Raw genomic sequence first — 15,761 nt, 5'->3', positions numbered from 1 at the left:
CGTTGACTTTCTCAATGTAAATTTAATTTAATATAAAAATAGAAATAAAAGTTAATTTGAAATAATAAAACCCAATTAAAATCATGAGACGTAATTCAGATAAAAATCGTACTCAGCATATCTTTAAAAAAAACCGCCAACCCAGTCAGGAATATATTTATCCTGACCAGGTTAATCTGGTAATAAATCTTAGCTATTTATCACTGTTTATCACACCAATCTCGCCTGTAGTTGACTTATACAGTGCTATCTCTTCGCCAATAATATATTTATTACGCAGCAGGGACGAAATCTTATCCATAATCATCACAATCACCACCATAATTAACGTGATAAACATCACCACATCCCAGTTCCACAACCGCATATTCTCAGCATACACCAGACCAATTCCTCCGGCTCCGACAAAGCCTAATACCGCGGCGGAACGGGTATTGGATTCAATCTGATATAGGCTTAAAGCTAAAATAGTTGGAAAAGACTGCGTGAAAATACCGAAGCGATATTTTTGTAGTGGATTGGCACCCATCGCTGTTAAACCACGGCTTGGCGATTTATCTACTGCCTCATGACCTTCGGCATACAGTTTCCCCAGTAACCCCATGTCCTGCATAAATATTGCCAATACCCCAGCCAAAGGCCCCATCCCAACCGCTCGAACAAATATCAGCCCCCAAATTGCCATATCGATACCACGGAATATATCGAGGAAACGGCGAACCACGAAAGAGATAGCCCGTAATAACGGCGTATCCATTACATTTCTGGCGGCAAGAAATGAAAGTGGCAATGCAATTAAGGTTGCGGTTAGGGTACCGGCAAAAACGATCGCCAAGGTAATAAAAATTTGGCCAAAGTAATATTTAAATGGCCAGTTAATAAAATCATGCCAGACAAACATACGTAAAAAATAACGGCCAATTTGTTGGCTTCCGTGAATAAATGCAGGCCAGTCGATACCAAAATATTTAAAAAATAACAGATAGTAAAGCACGATAACGATACCAACAGTGGCTATCAGACCAATATAACGGCGCTGTAGGGAAAATAGCGCTGGATGTTGTTGCTTTAATAATGTCACATCAGCAGGTGAAAGTGTATTCATTAACATTAGGCAATGCCCTCCACAACCCGTTTGCGTAATTTCCCCGAGGTATAATCTAAAAGTGAAACCACGGTGATAATTAGCAATAACGTCATACTGACCTGATCATAACGATCCAGTTTAATTGACGTCATTAACTCCTGCCCTATTCCACCAGCGCCAACCAAACCCAAAATAGTCGATTGGCGAAAGTTAATCTCCAAACGCATAAAACTATAAGACAGGAATATCGGCTTCACTTGCGGCCAAATACCGAAGCGCATACGTTGTAATTGACTGGCACCACAGGCCGTTAAACCTCGAACCGGTTTATTGGATGCCGTTTCAATAGATTCATAGAATAATTTTGTCAGGCTACCGATAGTATGTAGTGCCAGTGCAAGAAAACCAGGTATAGCACCGATACCGAAAGCCATAACAAACATGACCGCCCAAGCCAATTCCGGCATGGTGCGTAAAAAGGCCACAAAGGTTCGAATGACCAATCTAAGTGCAACCGGGCTATGCGTATTATTCGCTGCGAAAAAAGCCAATATACAGGCCACAATTACCGAGAGAATAGTCGCAGCCATTGCTAACTGTAATGTTTCCCAGATCAGTGGCAATTGGATATGCAAACGATAACCCCAATAGGCTAATGAACCTTCCGTATATCCATCAGCAAACAGATTCTGCCAATGTAGAACCGGAATAGTTTCCGCCAGATAGTCGAAAAAATGAGGGAAAGACACCCATACAGTATGGAGATTAAATTCAGCAACACGGCCCGCGCCTAAATAAAAAACGACCAGCGTTAATGACCATAGCAATGTTTCACGTTTTTGTTTATTGCGAATCTGTTGATAATAATGGCTAAAATCAGTATTCAAAATAACTTACCGCCTAAAAAGCGATAGCTCTAGAAATGGCGTTCCAAAGCTATCCTGTTCATCACATCAACCGACTTAACGGTCGCCTTTGGTTAGGTCGCGTTTCAGGTTTATTACGGTCTGATATTCGTTCAGAGAAGTCTCTTCAATATGTTGTTTACCGCCCACCGCTTTGATAAAACAGGCATGATCCTCTTTATCCAGCTTTTTGATTGCCGCAACCAACTGTGCTTTAAATTCTGTTGGTAAGGCACTGCGAACCAAAATAGGGCCGTTGGGAATTAATGGTGATTGCCAGATGATTCGAATTTGCTTCATTAAATCTGGGTGATCCATGCGAATCATTCGGGTAAAGGCACCACTGGTGTAACCGGTATTGTAATCACCAATCATTGAGGCCCAGGTTACTGCTCCTGCAAACTGGCCATTAATGACACCGAGAATGTCTTGCTCATGACCACCGGAAAAAGTCACGCTAGAAAAGAAATCGTTATATTTATTATCTGCCGTGCCACCCAGTTTCTGTTTAAAACTTTGGTTCGGAATCAGGAAGCCTGAAGTAGAGTCTGGATCGGCAAAACCAAAAGCTTTCCCTTTCAGATCTTCAATTTTCTGATACGGACTGTCAGCCTTCACCACCACTACCGAGTGATAACCACGAGATTGATCAGTGTCATCGACCACAATGCCGACTAGATCGACAGCTTTGGGGTCTTTTATATAGACCGACGCAAAGGATGATGGTGACATACTCAGCACCATATCAATTTTTCCGCCCAACAATCCCTGAATAACACCCGAATAATCTGATGCATTATGCAAATTGGTTTTTACATTTAATTCTTTATCTAAAAACTCCTTCACACACATATTATCGCCAATTTGCTGCGTCGCATTTTGCCCGCCAAGAATACCTAAATTGATTTCTTTTGGTGTATCTGCCGCAGTGGCGTTAAATACCATCATTACACCTGCTACTAACGAAGTAACACTCAGTACTTTTTTCATTAAAATAACCTATGTGTGTAAAGGGTTAATGGAAATTAATGTAAGAGGTCTATCGATTCGTCGCTATAAATATCTTGAATAATACTGTCACTGAGTTGATTTGGATGTCCGTCAAATACAATTTTCCCCTGAGCAATACCAATCACCCGCGTACAATAATCTTTAACCAATGCTACAGAATGCAAATTCACTACCACCGCAATATCATTTGCACTGATTTTTTGTAGTGTATTCATTATTCGTGTGGTGTTTTTAGGATCGAGGGAAGCAACGGGTTCATCGGCTAATAAGATTTTAGGGTTTTGCATCATGGCGCGGCAAATTGCTACTCGCTGCATTTGACCGCCAGACAGATTTTCTGCCCGCTGTAGGGCATGGGGTAACATATTTAACCATTGCAATAACTCTATAGCTCTGGCGCGATCCCGTTCGGAGAAAATTTTAAAAAAGGATTTGAATGTTGAGGTGTGACTTAAACGCCCCAATAGCACATTGGTAATCACATCTAGCCGAGGAACCAAACAGAAATCCTGGAAAATCATGCCACATTTCGCCCGCCACTGACGCATTTGCTTGGTTGTAAGGGCTGCGATATTTTGTGTTTCACCATTTTCCTGGTAGTTGAGGATCTCCCCGGCACTTGACGAAATAGTGCCATTCAATACATGGAGTAACGTGGATTTCCCCGCCCCAGAGCGACCAATAATGGCAACAAACTCGCCAGCATGAAGTTCAAAGTTAATATCATCCAATACTTTTTGCTGGGAGGTGTAAGCCTTGACCAAGCCTTTAACCACAAGCACTTTCTTTTTGGTTTCCGGCAATGATTCAGGGGAATCCGCTGTATACTTACGTAATGCCTGACCCATAAAATGTCTCTCAGGTTACAAGTTATCCTTCGAGCCATTAACGGTTATTTTTATGACAGAGAAATGATGGTTTTATGAGAGAAAGGTGACATGACTTTGCCACCTTTCTTGAAAGAAGATAGATTTTCGAATTGAATTAACTGCGGACTTTTCGATAAATAAACAGCACAACCAATGCACCAATAACGGCAACGATAAAACTGCCAATGTTGAAACCGTCTACTTTCCCCATGCCGAAAAAGGTGCTGATATATCCCCCAACCAAGGCACCCACAACGCCGAGGATGATAGTCATAAAGAAACCGCCGCCGTCATTACCCGGCATAATCCATTTAGCCAAAATACCGGCAATAAGACCAAAAATAATCCAGGATAGAATGCCCATAGCGTCCTCCAAAAATGAAAAAACCAGACAGACTATAAGTCATTAGCTGACTGGCCATTAGCCTCTTACTGCATAAACTACAATATTAAGTTAAGACCCAATCAGGATAATCTGCAAATCACACAACGAATTTCCCGAATAAAAATAAAAAATTTATTCAGGAAAAATACGACTACCAGCCAGTTAAATAACCGGTTCACGCGGCGTGAAAATATGATTTATCTGCCTCTGACGCATTTTAGCCAGTAAATCCAAGCCACCGCTCGGTGTGCTATGAGCAAACTCTCGCTCGCTGGTAAATATCGGGCTGACCCAATAAATATTAACCGGATCGTCTTGCTGTAATGGCAGTGTCAAACTATCGGCATCAGGATAAAGATGAGCGGATAATACATAGCCTTCATACCCCTGAGGCGCAACGTCAGACTCCAATGTATGCCCTTCCCCTAACCAGCTTATTTTACTCCAAGGAACCGAGGCAAAACCAGCCAAGGCACTGGCCATTCTCACTGCATTATCTTCATTGACATAGTGGCTATCGACAGCCAATGCCATCTCTATACGTCTATATTGCCCGGCATCATCATTGAACAAGATATCTACCCAGGGCTGAGGGCGAATACTGACACCAAGAGTCAGAAAATAATAAATCCCGTCTTTCTCATGTTGGGATATTGCCATCGGAGGCCATGTGCCTTGATCGATCGCGTAATATTTTAGTGATGGCCCAAAGTGTTGTTCATAACGGCGGACATATTCGGTCTGTATTGCTGGCCAAGGGTTTCCTTCTTCCTGTTGCCACGCACGCCAAAATAAGCGGGTGCGCTCAGCCAGAGCATATTGCGTATTGGTTGAGGCCGAACCCAGCGGTAATGTCAGAGGATTTTCTTTGATGCAACCCGCGGAATAGCACACCGAATGATCAATATATAAACTCCAGCCGGGAATCACAGCCAGTAATTGCCCCTGATACCAAAGGGCTGCACCATCATCACTTTCCGACCAAACGATGTTAATAAACTGGGCATCTAACGCCGCTTCACCGGCAATATTACGGCAATACTCTGCGGCCAAACACGGGGCAACGCCTTGAGCCACAGCGGCACTATCATCGGATGGTGGCGCTGCCGTCAGATTTCTCACCCAACAGGCACGCACAGGGAAGCGATCTTCCGTTGACTCAAGGGGATAAATATAGAAATAAACGACCCGCTGATCTTGCTGAACGACCGCCATCAAGGTCTGGTTTTCATTACTGACTTCAGCCAGCATTTCAGATTCTTTCATATCGCCTCAACTTTATCGGCAAGGAATATCTATCAGGCACGGGTTGGTTATGCCATTCTTCAGATAAAATTAGCCTAATTATCTTGTTAGTGTAAAACGACTTATCTCTTTAAATCATCAGCAAAAGTCTCAAAATACGGCTAATCAGATTATTTTTAGCTGACTCACACCATTCCCAGCCTTACCCGACATCCAGCACAATTTTCAGCAGGTCAGCAACGGTATTCTGATCATGACTATCTTAATCGTGGTGACACACCGGCTTTCGCGTTAAAATAAGCTCAGATATCATGCGACGGAATTGAAGGTTCTAATGGCTTATATACCTAAAAATTACTCTCGGTTGGAAAGCGGCTACCGGGAGAAAGCACTGAAACTGTTCCCTTGGGTTTGTGGTAAATGTTCCAGAGAGTTTGTTTATTCGAATCTGCGTGAGTTAACCGTTCACCATATTGATCACGACCATGACAACAATCCAGAAGATGGCAGTAATTGGGAAATGTTGTGTCTGTTCTGCCACGATCATGAGCATTCCAAGTACACCGAAGCAGACCAATATGGATCAACCGTTATTGCAGGAGATGACGCGCAAAAAGATCAGGGCGTCGCAACTCATAATCCTTTTGCCAATCTGAAATCCTTATTGAAAAAATAAGCCACTTTGGGCCGGTGAGTGTCATTCACCGGTTATTAGCGTTGGAGCCAAATTTGTCTAACGATTAATAACCCAGTAACTGGCGGTAAGAACGCGGTTCTACGGCTTCGGGTGTCAGTCCTAAACGGGCGGCAAAAAGTGTACCCTCTTGTTTTAACTTTGCTAATTCGTTGAGATTATCTGTCATGACCGCTATTTCAGCAAAATTTCCTAGTGAAGTCAGCCGGTCGAACGTAATGTGGAATTTATCCAGAAAATAGATACTACGTATTTTTTCAATGGCAAATGCCGGTTGATAGCCAAGAGTAGAGAGCATACTCTGCACTTTAGCCAGATCCTCGACTCTACTGGCTTCGCAACGATCGGCTTCCGGTCCTTTGATAATCCATAATCGTATCCCAGAGGGATTCATTTCTCGCAATATCATGCTGATATTCTGCTGTGCCAGATGGTCATCGCTCACTTCCAAATAACAATCTTTTTCATGATTTTCAAAGGTGAAAATCTCAGCATTACATGCCGCAAGCCTTGCGAGTAAATTATCTGCATTGTTAACCCGATATTTTAATTCGACCTCATATTGCCCAACAAAATGCTCACTCATAGAAAGTATCCGAAAACGTCAATTAATTATCTGATGATATAGCATCACGCCCCAACAGTGGGGTATCGAAGATTATATATATTCAGGAGAAAAAGTCTGGAATATCCTTAATACTGTAAGTGATCGACTTCCCATACAGATAAGTGTGTGAAACTGGTCACAGAGTCACCCCAGCTTCCAGGAAATAACCTGCCACCTCATGTTTACTTCAAGGCAACACAAAATATTTCGTTCGGTAAATAATCCATTCAGATTTATTTTCGTATTTAAACAGGATGTTCGCACTCTCGGTGAGAAAAATGAATCAGGTAGACGTTGATACTAATCAAGAATTATTACGACAGCTAAAGAATATTGTCGGCAAGCGTTATCTTCTTACCGATGCCCGTCAAACGGAACGCTATCGAACCGGTTTTCGCTCTGGCCAGGGTGCCGCACTGGCCGTGGTTTTTCCCTCAACGTTAATTCAGCAATGGCAAATACTGCAAGCCTGTGTTGCGGCCAATGTGATTATTATTATGCAGGCAGCCAATACCGGGTTGACGGAAGGCTCGACGCCCAGTGGCAATAATTATGATCGACAAATCGTTATTATCAATACGCTGCGTCTGGATCAAATACAAATTCTCAGTGAGGGTAAACAGGTTATTGCTTTCCCCGGCAGTACCCTGAACAATCTGGAAAAGCGTTTAAAGCCCTATAACCGTGAACCGCATTCGGTGATAGGTTCCTCCTGCATCGGGGCGTCCATCGTCGGTGGTGTGTGCAATAATTCCGGCGGTTCGTTAATTCAACGTGGCCCCGCCTATACCGAAATGGCCTTATTTGCACAAATAAATGCGCGTGGGGAACTACAGTTGGTCAATCACCTAGGGATCCATTTAGGCCATACGCCGGAGGATATTTTATTGCGTTTAAGCCTCGGGGATTACGATCCAGAAGATATTGGTTATGGTGAGCAAAAAGCATCGGATCATGATTATGCCAACCGAGTTCGAGATATTGATGCCTGCACACCATCCCGATTCAATGCCGATAAACGACGTTTATTTGAAGCCTCTGGCTGCGCCGGGAAACTGGCCATTTTTGCCGTGCGTTTAGATACATTCCCTGCGGAATCCCAACAGCAGGTTTTTTATATTGGCACTAACGATACTCGCGTACTCACTGATTTACGTCGTACAATTCTACGCGATTTTAAACAGTTACCGGTGGCGGGTGAATATATGCACCGGGACGTTTTTGATATTGCCGAAGTGTACGGCAAAGATACCTTTATGATGATCAATACCATGGGTACCGATAAAATGCCGACCTTTTTTACTATTAAGGGAAAGCTTGATGCCCGACTAAATAAAGTTCCTTTTCTAATCAATAATCTCACCGACCGAATTATGCAGGGCTTAAGCCATATTCTGCCTAGCCATTTGCCTAAACGTTTAAAAAGTTATCGTGATAAATATGAACATCATTTAATGCTAAAAATGTCCGGCGCAGGCATTGCAGAAGCTAACGAGCATTTACGTCGTTTTTTCGCTACTGCTGCAGGTAATTATTTAGTCTGTACAGCTGATGAGGGGAAAAAGGCCTTTTTACATCGTTTTGCTGCCGCTGGGGCAGCGATACGTTATCAGGCAGTTCACTGCAATAAAGTTGAAGATATTCTGGCTTTGGATATTGCACTGCGTCGTAATGATGACCAATGGTTCGAAACCTTACCAGAAGAAATTGATCACTGCTTGTTGGCGAAACTCTATTATGGCCATTTTATGTGCCATGTTTTTCATCAAGATTATATTATTAAAAAAGGCCATAATACGCAGGAAATTAAAGAGAAAATGTTGGAAATCCTAAATGAAAAAGGCGCTGAATATCCAGCTGAACATAACGTCGGTCACCTCTATTTAGCTAAGCCTGAATTGAAAGAGTTTTATCAGGCAATAGACCCAACCAATAGCTTTAATCCAGGCGTGGGTAAAACGTCCAAATGTAAACATTGGCAGCAATAAATAAGAATCCGTTGATGACTCAGTTAATGCTTAAATATCGGCAGTGGCGATGAGTGGCAGAAGCGGCTGGCTGACCATCAGCAGTGTTTTCAAACTGATCTTTTAAACTCTGGCTGAATTCGCGGCATCTCACCGCGAATTCACTTTAAGCCATTACACGCCTGCATCTTCCTTTAACTCAATACCGACTTACTCGGATACCAGAGCCAAACGAGCTTGAGAATCTTTCTGCTGACGATAACTTTTTGCCGCCCCAGGGATCGGTGCGGCTTTACCGGTTTCCATCCAGCTACGTAGCCGGTTTGCATCAGCAAAATGGGTATATTTGCCAAATGCATCTAATACAACCAGAGCAACCGGACGATTATTAATCACGGTTCGCATCACTAAACAATGGCCAGCCTGATTGGTAAAACCCGTTTTGGTCAGTTGAATATTCCACTTATCATTATAAACCAGATGATTGGTATTACGGAAAGGCAAGGTATAACTTGGGTTACGGAATGTAGCCATTTTTTCCGTTGAGGTACTTAATTGTCCAATTAGCGGATATTGCTTTGTCGCTAACAGGAGCTTACTGAGATCGCGCGCCGTCGAAACGTTATTGATTGATAACCCAGTAGGTTCTACAAAGTGGGTATGCGTCATGCCCAAAGATTTGGCTTTCACATTCATAGCAGTAATAAATGCACTATAGCCACCAGGATAATGATGGGCTAAGCTGGCCGCAGCGCGGTTTTCTGATGACATTAAAGCCAGTAATAACATATCCTTGCGATTTATTTCGCTGTTGACTTTAACCCGAGAAAACACGCCTTTTAATTCTTTGGTTTGATGAATATCAACAGAAATCACCTCATCTAGCGGCAACTTAGCATCCAAGGTTACCATTGCTGTCATCAATTTAGTAATGGAGGCAATAGGCACCACATGATCGGGATTATTACTGTAAAGGACTTTATTGGTTTTTAAATCAACCACCATCGCGCTACCAGAGGCCAATTCTAACGGTGCTACCTGTTGTTTTACAACAACATTTGTTGTAGCCAATACCGGAGGTACAGCCAGCGCCGTTGCTGATAAAACAACCAAAGTTAATAATGAATAACGGATTTTCGCATGCATGTTCGCTGACTTAAGTGAATCGTCGTAAGTGACGGAAATAGAATCTATCGCAGTATAAATTACCACTATAAACTGCGCACCAGACATTATCTAAATGATTGTTACAAAGATTAAGCATGACCTCTCTCAGGTTTTATCTGGTTGAGTAGCGTAACTGGTTCCGTAATAACCAGATGTCAATCTTTATCATCCATTAATTAATACTTATCAAACCCAATATAAAGATAGATCTGGTTAAAGGATAATTCCAGCATCAATTTCCCATGGTGAAAGAAATTAACTAAGATGGCGTATCATCTTTAATTGGAAAGGTAAAATACTATGCTATTACATCAACACCCACAGGAAAAAACCGACGGCGTTGTTGAAAGCAAACAGGTGCTTAATATGGATGGTAAAGGATTAAATTCCGTTCCTGAAAGCCTCGCGGCGAGGGGGGGATTACGTGAAATTAGTCTATATAATAATAACTTAAATTCATTTCCACTTCAGATTTGTACGTTAAAAGCATTACAGGTTTTGAATATATCATGTAATAATATTCCAGCTATACCCGTCGATATCGCTGAATTATCCGCTTTGCGGATGCTGGATTTGGGACACAATCAGATTGATTCTATACCCGCTGAATTAGGCGATCTGACCCATTTGGAATATTTGTATCTGAGCAATAATAAGTTGAAATCTTTGCCAGAGACATTGTCTGCCTTGCGGCATTTAGTCTACCTAAATGTGACAGACAATCAGTTGGAAGATATCCCCGAGGCTATTTTTTCCCTCTCCACCCTTGAAGAACTTCGCCTGTATAACAATGCTATTACTATTCTTCCTCAATCTATCGGACGCTTACAGCAAATGCAGGAGCTGCATTTGATGAAGAATAACATCGAATCGATTGACAAAGGCATTGCCTCATTAACCAAATTACGAGTTTTGGATATTTCAGATAACTGTTTACGTCAATTACCTGATGAGTTTTGCCGGTTAGCACAATTAACGGATGTTAATTTCCGCTTCAACCAGTTGTCACAGTTACCCGATAACTTTGGTGAATTGAAGAACTTGCAAACGCTAGATTTACGCGCCAATCAACTATCAGCGCTGCCCGATAGCTTCGCTGAATTAAACCAGTTAAAACGGCTGGATTTACGTTGGAACAACTTTTCCCGGTTACCCGAAATTGTTGCCACACTGATGGCAAGAGGCTGCTTGGTACATATTTAAGGCATTGGCGCAGTCATGACTGATCCACTACAATCCTGTTTGGCATAAGCTACCGCTACCCGCGAAAAATTAGCGGCAGATAATCTGTGCAATATCCTTTGACGTTTTTAATGCGCGGACTTCACTAAATAACGCTGTCGCTTCAGTATATTCTTTACGTAAATAACCCAACCACTGTTTAATGCGGGCCACATGATACAAGCCCGTGTCGCCTTGCTTTTCCAATTGCACATATTTTTGCAGCAGTTTTACCACTTCCGGCCACGGCATACGCGGTTCGTTATACTTCACAACCCGACTCAGATTGGGAACATTCAGTGCGCCACGGCCTAACATAACTGCATCGCAGCCTGTCACTTTCAGACATTCCTGCGCACTTTGGTAGTCCCAGATTTCGCCGTTAGCGATCACCGGAATAGTCAAACGCTGACGTATCTCGCCAATGGCCGCCCAGTTAATAAGTTCTGCTTTATAGCCATCTTCTTTAGTACGCCCGTGAACCGCAAGTTCAGTCGCCCCCGCTTGCTGTACCGCATCGGCAATTTCAAACTGGCGAGAATCATTATCCCAACCCAGTCGGATTTTAACGGTTACGGGTAAATGCGCAGGCACGGCTTCACGCATGGCTTTGGCACCCTGATAAATCAGTTCAGGATCTTTCAGCAGGGTGGCACCGCCACCACTGCCATTCACCAGTTTTGATGGACAACCACAGTTAAGATCGACCCCGTAGGAGCCCAACGCAACGGCACGAGCCGCATTTTCCGCTAACCATTCTGGGTACTGACCCAATAGTTGGATACGAACCAAGGTACCAGATTGGGTCCGGCTTTGATGGTGTAATTCAGGACACAGGCGATAAAAGGATTTAGCCGGTAGCAGTTGATCAACCACGCGTAAAAATTCGGTGATACAAAGGTCATAATCATTTACTTCGCTAAGTAATTCGCGAACCAGTGAATCCAGAACCCCTTCCATCGGTGCCAAAAGTACCCGCATGACCCTGTTACCTACCAGCTAATGATGATCGTGATTATCTGTATCAAGATAACTCGAAAAAAGATCGGCAATAATACGAGCGAACCTTGGAACAAGACAAGCAATACCGCGCATTAAACCCGAAAATGCCGAATTTTAGTCGAAAAAAAACCGCCCTTATACCTAAAGGCGGTTTCCAGTGAATACTGACAATTTATTCGCCCGGTTTACGGCTACGTGGGCGAGATGACGGTGGCGCTGAACGGCGCTGGCCATCACCCTGGCTACGAGGTTTGCTGCTATTGCCACGGCTATCACCACGACCAGTACCGGTACCTGCACTGCCTGATGAGCGGGTTGCGCTGCCACGCCCCATACCTGGACGAGATGCGCCACGGCCTTGACGCCCGTTTTGGATCGGATCCGCTTTGATGCTTGGATCTGGCTCATAGCCTTCGATAGCGAAACGCGGAATTTCACGTTTCAACAAGCGTTCGATATCACGCAGTAATTTGTGCTCATCGATACAAACCAGAGAAATCGCTTCGCCAGTGCGTTCTGCACGGCCAGTACGACCGATACGGTGAACGTAATCTTCCGGCACGTTAGGCAATTCATAGTTGACCACATGTGGCAACTGATCGATATCCAGCCCACGAGCAGCAATATCTGTGGCTACCAGCACGCGGATTTTGCCGTCTTTAAAATCAGCCAACGCACGAGTACGAGCACCTTGGCTTTTGTTACCGTGAATAGCGGCGGCAGTGATACCGTCTTTATTCAATTGTTCTGCCAGATGGTTAGCGCCGTGCTTAGTCCGAGTAAATACCAATACCTGCTGCCAATTCTGGCTGCCAATCATCTGGGACAGTAATTCACGTTTGCGGTTTTTATCCACGAAGTGAACACTTTGGGTAATTTGCTCAGAAGCGGTGTTGCGGCGTGCAACTTCGACTGATGCTGGATTATTCAGCAGCTTACTAGCCAATCCTTTGATTTCATCTGAGAAAGTCGCAGAGAACAACAGATTCTGGCGTTTGGCAGGCAATTTGGCCAACACTCGACGAATATCATGAATAAAGCCCATATCCAACATGCGATCGGCTTCATCCAGCACCAGAATTTCAATTTTGGATAAATCTACCGCGTTCTGATGTTCCAGATCCAGTAAACGGCCCGGAGTCGCGACCAAAATATCGACACCTCCGCGCAACTTCATCATCTGCGGATTGATACTCACACCACCGAAGACCACCAGCGAACGTAATTTAAGATACTTGCTGTACTGTTCGACGTTTTCGCCGATTTGTGCCGCCAGTTCACGCGTTGGCGTCAAAATCAGGGCACGTACAGGGCGACGGCCTTTGATTGGTTGCGCGTTTTCGTTGAGTATTTGCAACAGCGGCAAGGTAAAACCTGCGGTTTTACCAGTACCGGTTTGAGCACTGGCCATTAAATCACGGCCTTGCAGTACTACAGGGATCGCCTGACGCTGAATTGGCGTCGGCACAAGGTAGCCCTGCTCTTCAATTGCACGCAGGATATCGGCGTTTAAGCCGAGGGAATCAAATGACATATTACGAGAAACTCCAGATCTTCCCCATCCTGACAATTCAGTCAGGTGCAGTTTCAAGGGAAGATGATCAGACGAGGTATTAAATGAGGCTTTACCACGAGGGATTGGCACAAACTGCAGTGCACCATTAAGGCGGATTATATCAGATTTTTATCAAAAAATGAGTTTTTTAAATAGTACGATGAAATTATAGGTAAAAAATGCATAAAGATTGCCTTATCCCAGCTAAAAATCCTTTCCTACCCCCTGACTTTACAGGGTAAAACTTATGGACTAAAGTTAATCATATGATTGATTAATATGTTAGTCAGGTATCTGGTAGTCTTAATATAGAATGGTTTCTATACGGAGCGTTCTGTTATGCCTAACTCGACTGTTCCTGTCACTCTCCGGGGCGAACAGGCCCGGCAGCAACTATTGCGCGCAGCGACCGAGCTGTTTGGAGAACTGGGCCTGAAAGGTGCCACTACCCGCGATATTGCGCAGCGCGCCGACCAGAATATCGCAGCAATAACCTACTACTTCGGCTCAAAAGAAGGGCTGTATCTTGCGGTAGCGCAACAGATTGCTGACTTTATCCGCCAGGCATTTATGCCGCTGGCCGCTGAAATTGAGGTTTTCTTACAACAACCTACTGCGGAGCAATCACCGGAACAGCAGCTACATTATATTCGCCGCGGCTTATTGGAATTCAGCCATTTAATGACGCAACAGGAAACTATTAATCTCAGCAAGATCATGGCGCGAGAACAACTCTCCCCTACTGAAGCCTATCCGCTGATCCATCATCAAGCCATTGCCCCCCTGCATCAAAAACTTAATCTGCTGTTAGCCCGCTATATCGGCGCTGATGCTCAGGCGACCAAGACCATTATCCACACCCATGCCCTGTTGGGTGAGGTATTGGCGTTTCGAATGGCACGGGAAACCATTCGCTACCAGGCTGGTTGGCTCAGTATTGGAGAGCATGAAAACAAATTAATCAATCAAGTACTTATCGAACATATCGACCTTCTTCTCAACGGGCTGCGGCATCAGGTAGCGCAGCAATAACAACATGTTAGTGGGTAGGAAATGTTATGAATCGCAAGCGTATTGCAGTGATAGTTATCGTTATCGCCCTGATAGCAGCGGCAATGTACGGATGGAGCGACTATCGCCAGCAGCAGGATCAATCGCTGACGCTCTATGGTAATGTCGATATTCGCACGGTGAATTTAGGTTTTCGGGTTGGTGGCCGCCTGGCTTCTCTGGATGTCGATGAAGGCGACAAAATTCAGCCGGGACAGCAACTGGGGCAATTAGACCAAGGTCCATTTAACAATGCGTTAAAACAGGCTCAGGCCAATGTCGAAAGCGCACAGGCACAGTTGGCATTGCTGCAAGCGGGCTACCGGGACGAGGAAATTGCACAAGTTAAATCGGAGGTTGCGCAGAAGCAGGCCGCATTTAATTACGCCGATAGTTTTTTAAAACGCCAGCAAGGCCTATGGTCAAGCAAAGCGACCTCTGCTAACGATTTAGACGATGCACGTACCTCGCGAAATCAGGCTCAGGCTGCGTTGCAGGCCGCCAAAGATAAGCTCGCGCAATTTCTGAGCGGTAATCGTCCACAGGAAATCGCTCAGGCCGCAGCCAATGTGGCACAGGCTGAAGCCGAATTGGCGCAGGCGCAGCTCAACCTTCATGATACCAGCCTGATATCTCCGTCATCAGGGACTATTTTGACTCGTGCCGTTGAGCCAGGGACGATTCTTTCCGCCGGTAACACGGTATTCACTTTGTCGCTGACCAATCCCGTTTGGGTGCGTGCTTATGTGGATGAACGCCATTTAGGCCAGGCGGTTCCCGGAACAGAAGTTGATGTTTATACCGATAGCCGTCCCGGTAAGCCTTATCGCGGCCAGATCGGTTTTGTTTCTCCCACAGCTGAATTTACACCGAAAACCGTTGAAACACCGGATTTACGTACCGATTTGGTCTATCGCCTGCGCATTATCGTCACCGATGCCGATAGCGAACTCCGTCAAGGCATGCCGGTCACCATACGCTTCTCACAACCTTAAT

The 15,761-nt window shown here is 44.3% G+C and carries 15 protein-coding genes; 5 read left to right on the top strand and 10 right to left on the bottom strand.

The features are described 5' to 3' along the window. Window positions 1-193 precede the first annotated feature (193 nt). The 6 genes from phnE (DJ39_RS08800) to DJ39_RS08775 form a co-directional block, all read right to left on the bottom strand. The gene (gene phnE, locus DJ39_RS08800) at window positions 194-1,111 is read right to left on the bottom strand and encodes a phosphonate ABC transporter, permease protein PhnE (protein ID WP_004717073.1); all 918 of its coding nucleotides are present in this window, start codon (window positions 1,109-1,111) and stop codon (window positions 194-196) included. Continuing rightward, the gene (phnE, locus tag DJ39_RS08795; protein ID WP_038251302.1) at window positions 1,111-1,974 is read right to left on the bottom strand and encodes a phosphonate ABC transporter, permease protein PhnE; all 864 of its coding nucleotides are present in this window, start codon (window positions 1,972-1,974) and stop codon (window positions 1,111-1,113) included. Before phnE (DJ39_RS08795) ends, phnE (DJ39_RS08800) begins: the two co-directional genes overlap by 1 nt. A gap of 75 nt (window positions 1,975-2,049) precedes the next feature. Then, window positions 2,050-2,982: a phosphonate ABC transporter substrate-binding protein gene (phnD, locus tag DJ39_RS08790; protein WP_004717070.1), complete on the bottom strand. Its 933-nt coding sequence runs from the start codon at window positions 2,980-2,982 to the stop codon at window positions 2,050-2,052. A gap of 35 nt (window positions 2,983-3,017) precedes the next feature. Next, window positions 3,018-3,851, bottom strand: a complete 834-nt coding sequence (gene phnC / locus DJ39_RS08785) for a phosphonate ABC transporter ATP-binding protein (protein WP_004717069.1) — start codon at window positions 3,849-3,851, stop codon at window positions 3,018-3,020. A 136-nt stretch (window positions 3,852-3,987) separates the two neighbouring features. Next, window positions 3,988-4,236, bottom strand: a complete 249-nt coding sequence (locus DJ39_RS08780; protein WP_004717067.1) for a GlsB/YeaQ/YmgE family stress response membrane protein — start codon at window positions 4,234-4,236, stop codon at window positions 3,988-3,990. A gap of 183 nt (window positions 4,237-4,419) precedes the next feature. Next, window positions 4,420-5,523 carry a suppressor of fused domain protein gene (locus DJ39_RS08775; RefSeq protein WP_004717065.1) on the bottom strand — a complete coding sequence of 368 codons (1,104 nt, stop codon included), beginning with the start codon at window positions 5,521-5,523 and terminating at the stop codon, window positions 4,420-4,422. 313 nt (window positions 5,524-5,836) lie between these two features. Here DJ39_RS08775 and yajD point away from each other — a divergent pair, with 313 nt between their 5' ends. Then, entirely contained in the window at window positions 5,837-6,178 is a 342-nt protein-coding gene (gene yajD / locus DJ39_RS08770; RefSeq protein ID WP_004717063.1) for an HNH nuclease YajD, read from the top strand. 64 nt (window positions 6,179-6,242) lie between these two features. Here yajD and DJ39_RS08765 read toward each other — a convergent pair whose 3' ends face one another. Further along, on the bottom strand, window positions 6,243-6,782 hold the full coding sequence (locus DJ39_RS08765; protein ID WP_004717062.1) for a class IV adenylate cyclase: 540 nt from the start codon (window positions 6,780-6,782) through the stop codon (window positions 6,243-6,245). A gap of 299 nt (window positions 6,783-7,081) precedes the next feature. Here DJ39_RS08765 and dld point away from each other — a divergent pair, with 299 nt between their 5' ends. Then, on the top strand, window positions 7,082-8,791 hold the full coding sequence (gene dld, locus DJ39_RS08760) for a D-lactate dehydrogenase (protein ID WP_004717060.1): 1,710 nt from the start codon (window positions 7,082-7,084) through the stop codon (window positions 8,789-8,791). Between the two features lie 189 nt (window positions 8,792-8,980). Here the strand turns inward: dld and pbpG are convergent, their stop codons facing one another. Further along, the gene (gene pbpG / locus DJ39_RS08755; protein WP_004717056.1) at window positions 8,981-9,916 is read right to left on the bottom strand and encodes a D-alanyl-D-alanine endopeptidase; all 936 of its coding nucleotides are present in this window, start codon (window positions 9,914-9,916) and stop codon (window positions 8,981-8,983) included. Window positions 9,917-10,237: 321 nt separating this feature from the next. Between pbpG and DJ39_RS08750 the strand changes: the two genes are divergently transcribed. Then, window positions 10,238-11,140 (top strand): leucine-rich repeat domain-containing protein, encoded by a 903-nt coding sequence (locus DJ39_RS08750; RefSeq protein ID WP_004717053.1) that lies wholly within the window; start codon window positions 10,238-10,240, stop codon window positions 11,138-11,140. A gap of 69 nt (window positions 11,141-11,209) precedes the next feature. Here DJ39_RS08750 and dusC read toward each other — a convergent pair whose 3' ends face one another. Further along, window positions 11,210-12,139 (bottom strand): tRNA dihydrouridine(16) synthase DusC, encoded by a 930-nt coding sequence (dusC, locus tag DJ39_RS08745; protein ID WP_004717051.1) that lies wholly within the window; start codon window positions 12,137-12,139, stop codon window positions 11,210-11,212. Window positions 12,140-12,332: 193 nt separating this feature from the next. After that, a complete protein-coding gene (rhlE, locus tag DJ39_RS08740; RefSeq protein WP_004717050.1) occupies window positions 12,333-13,694 on the bottom strand; it encodes an ATP-dependent RNA helicase RhlE in 1,362 nt (453 codons plus the stop codon). Window positions 13,695-14,054: 360 nt separating this feature from the next. Here rhlE and DJ39_RS08735 point away from each other — a divergent pair, with 360 nt between their 5' ends. Next, a complete protein-coding gene (locus tag DJ39_RS08735) occupies window positions 14,055-14,747 on the top strand; it encodes a CerR family C-terminal domain-containing protein (RefSeq protein WP_004717048.1) in 693 nt (230 codons plus the stop codon). A 26-nt stretch (window positions 14,748-14,773) separates the two neighbouring features. Then, the gene (hlyD, locus tag DJ39_RS08730) at window positions 14,774-15,760 is read left to right on the top strand and encodes a secretion protein HlyD (protein WP_004717047.1); all 987 of its coding nucleotides are present in this window, start codon (window positions 14,774-14,776) and stop codon (window positions 15,758-15,760) included. Window position 15,761 lies beyond the last annotated feature (1 nt).

Source organism: Yersinia ruckeri ATCC 29473 (genome assembly GCF_000754815.1).
Classification (GTDB): domain Bacteria; phylum Pseudomonadota; class Gammaproteobacteria; order Enterobacterales; family Enterobacteriaceae; genus Yersinia; species Yersinia ruckeri.
This window is presented reverse-complemented; position numbering and strand designations above follow the sequence as displayed.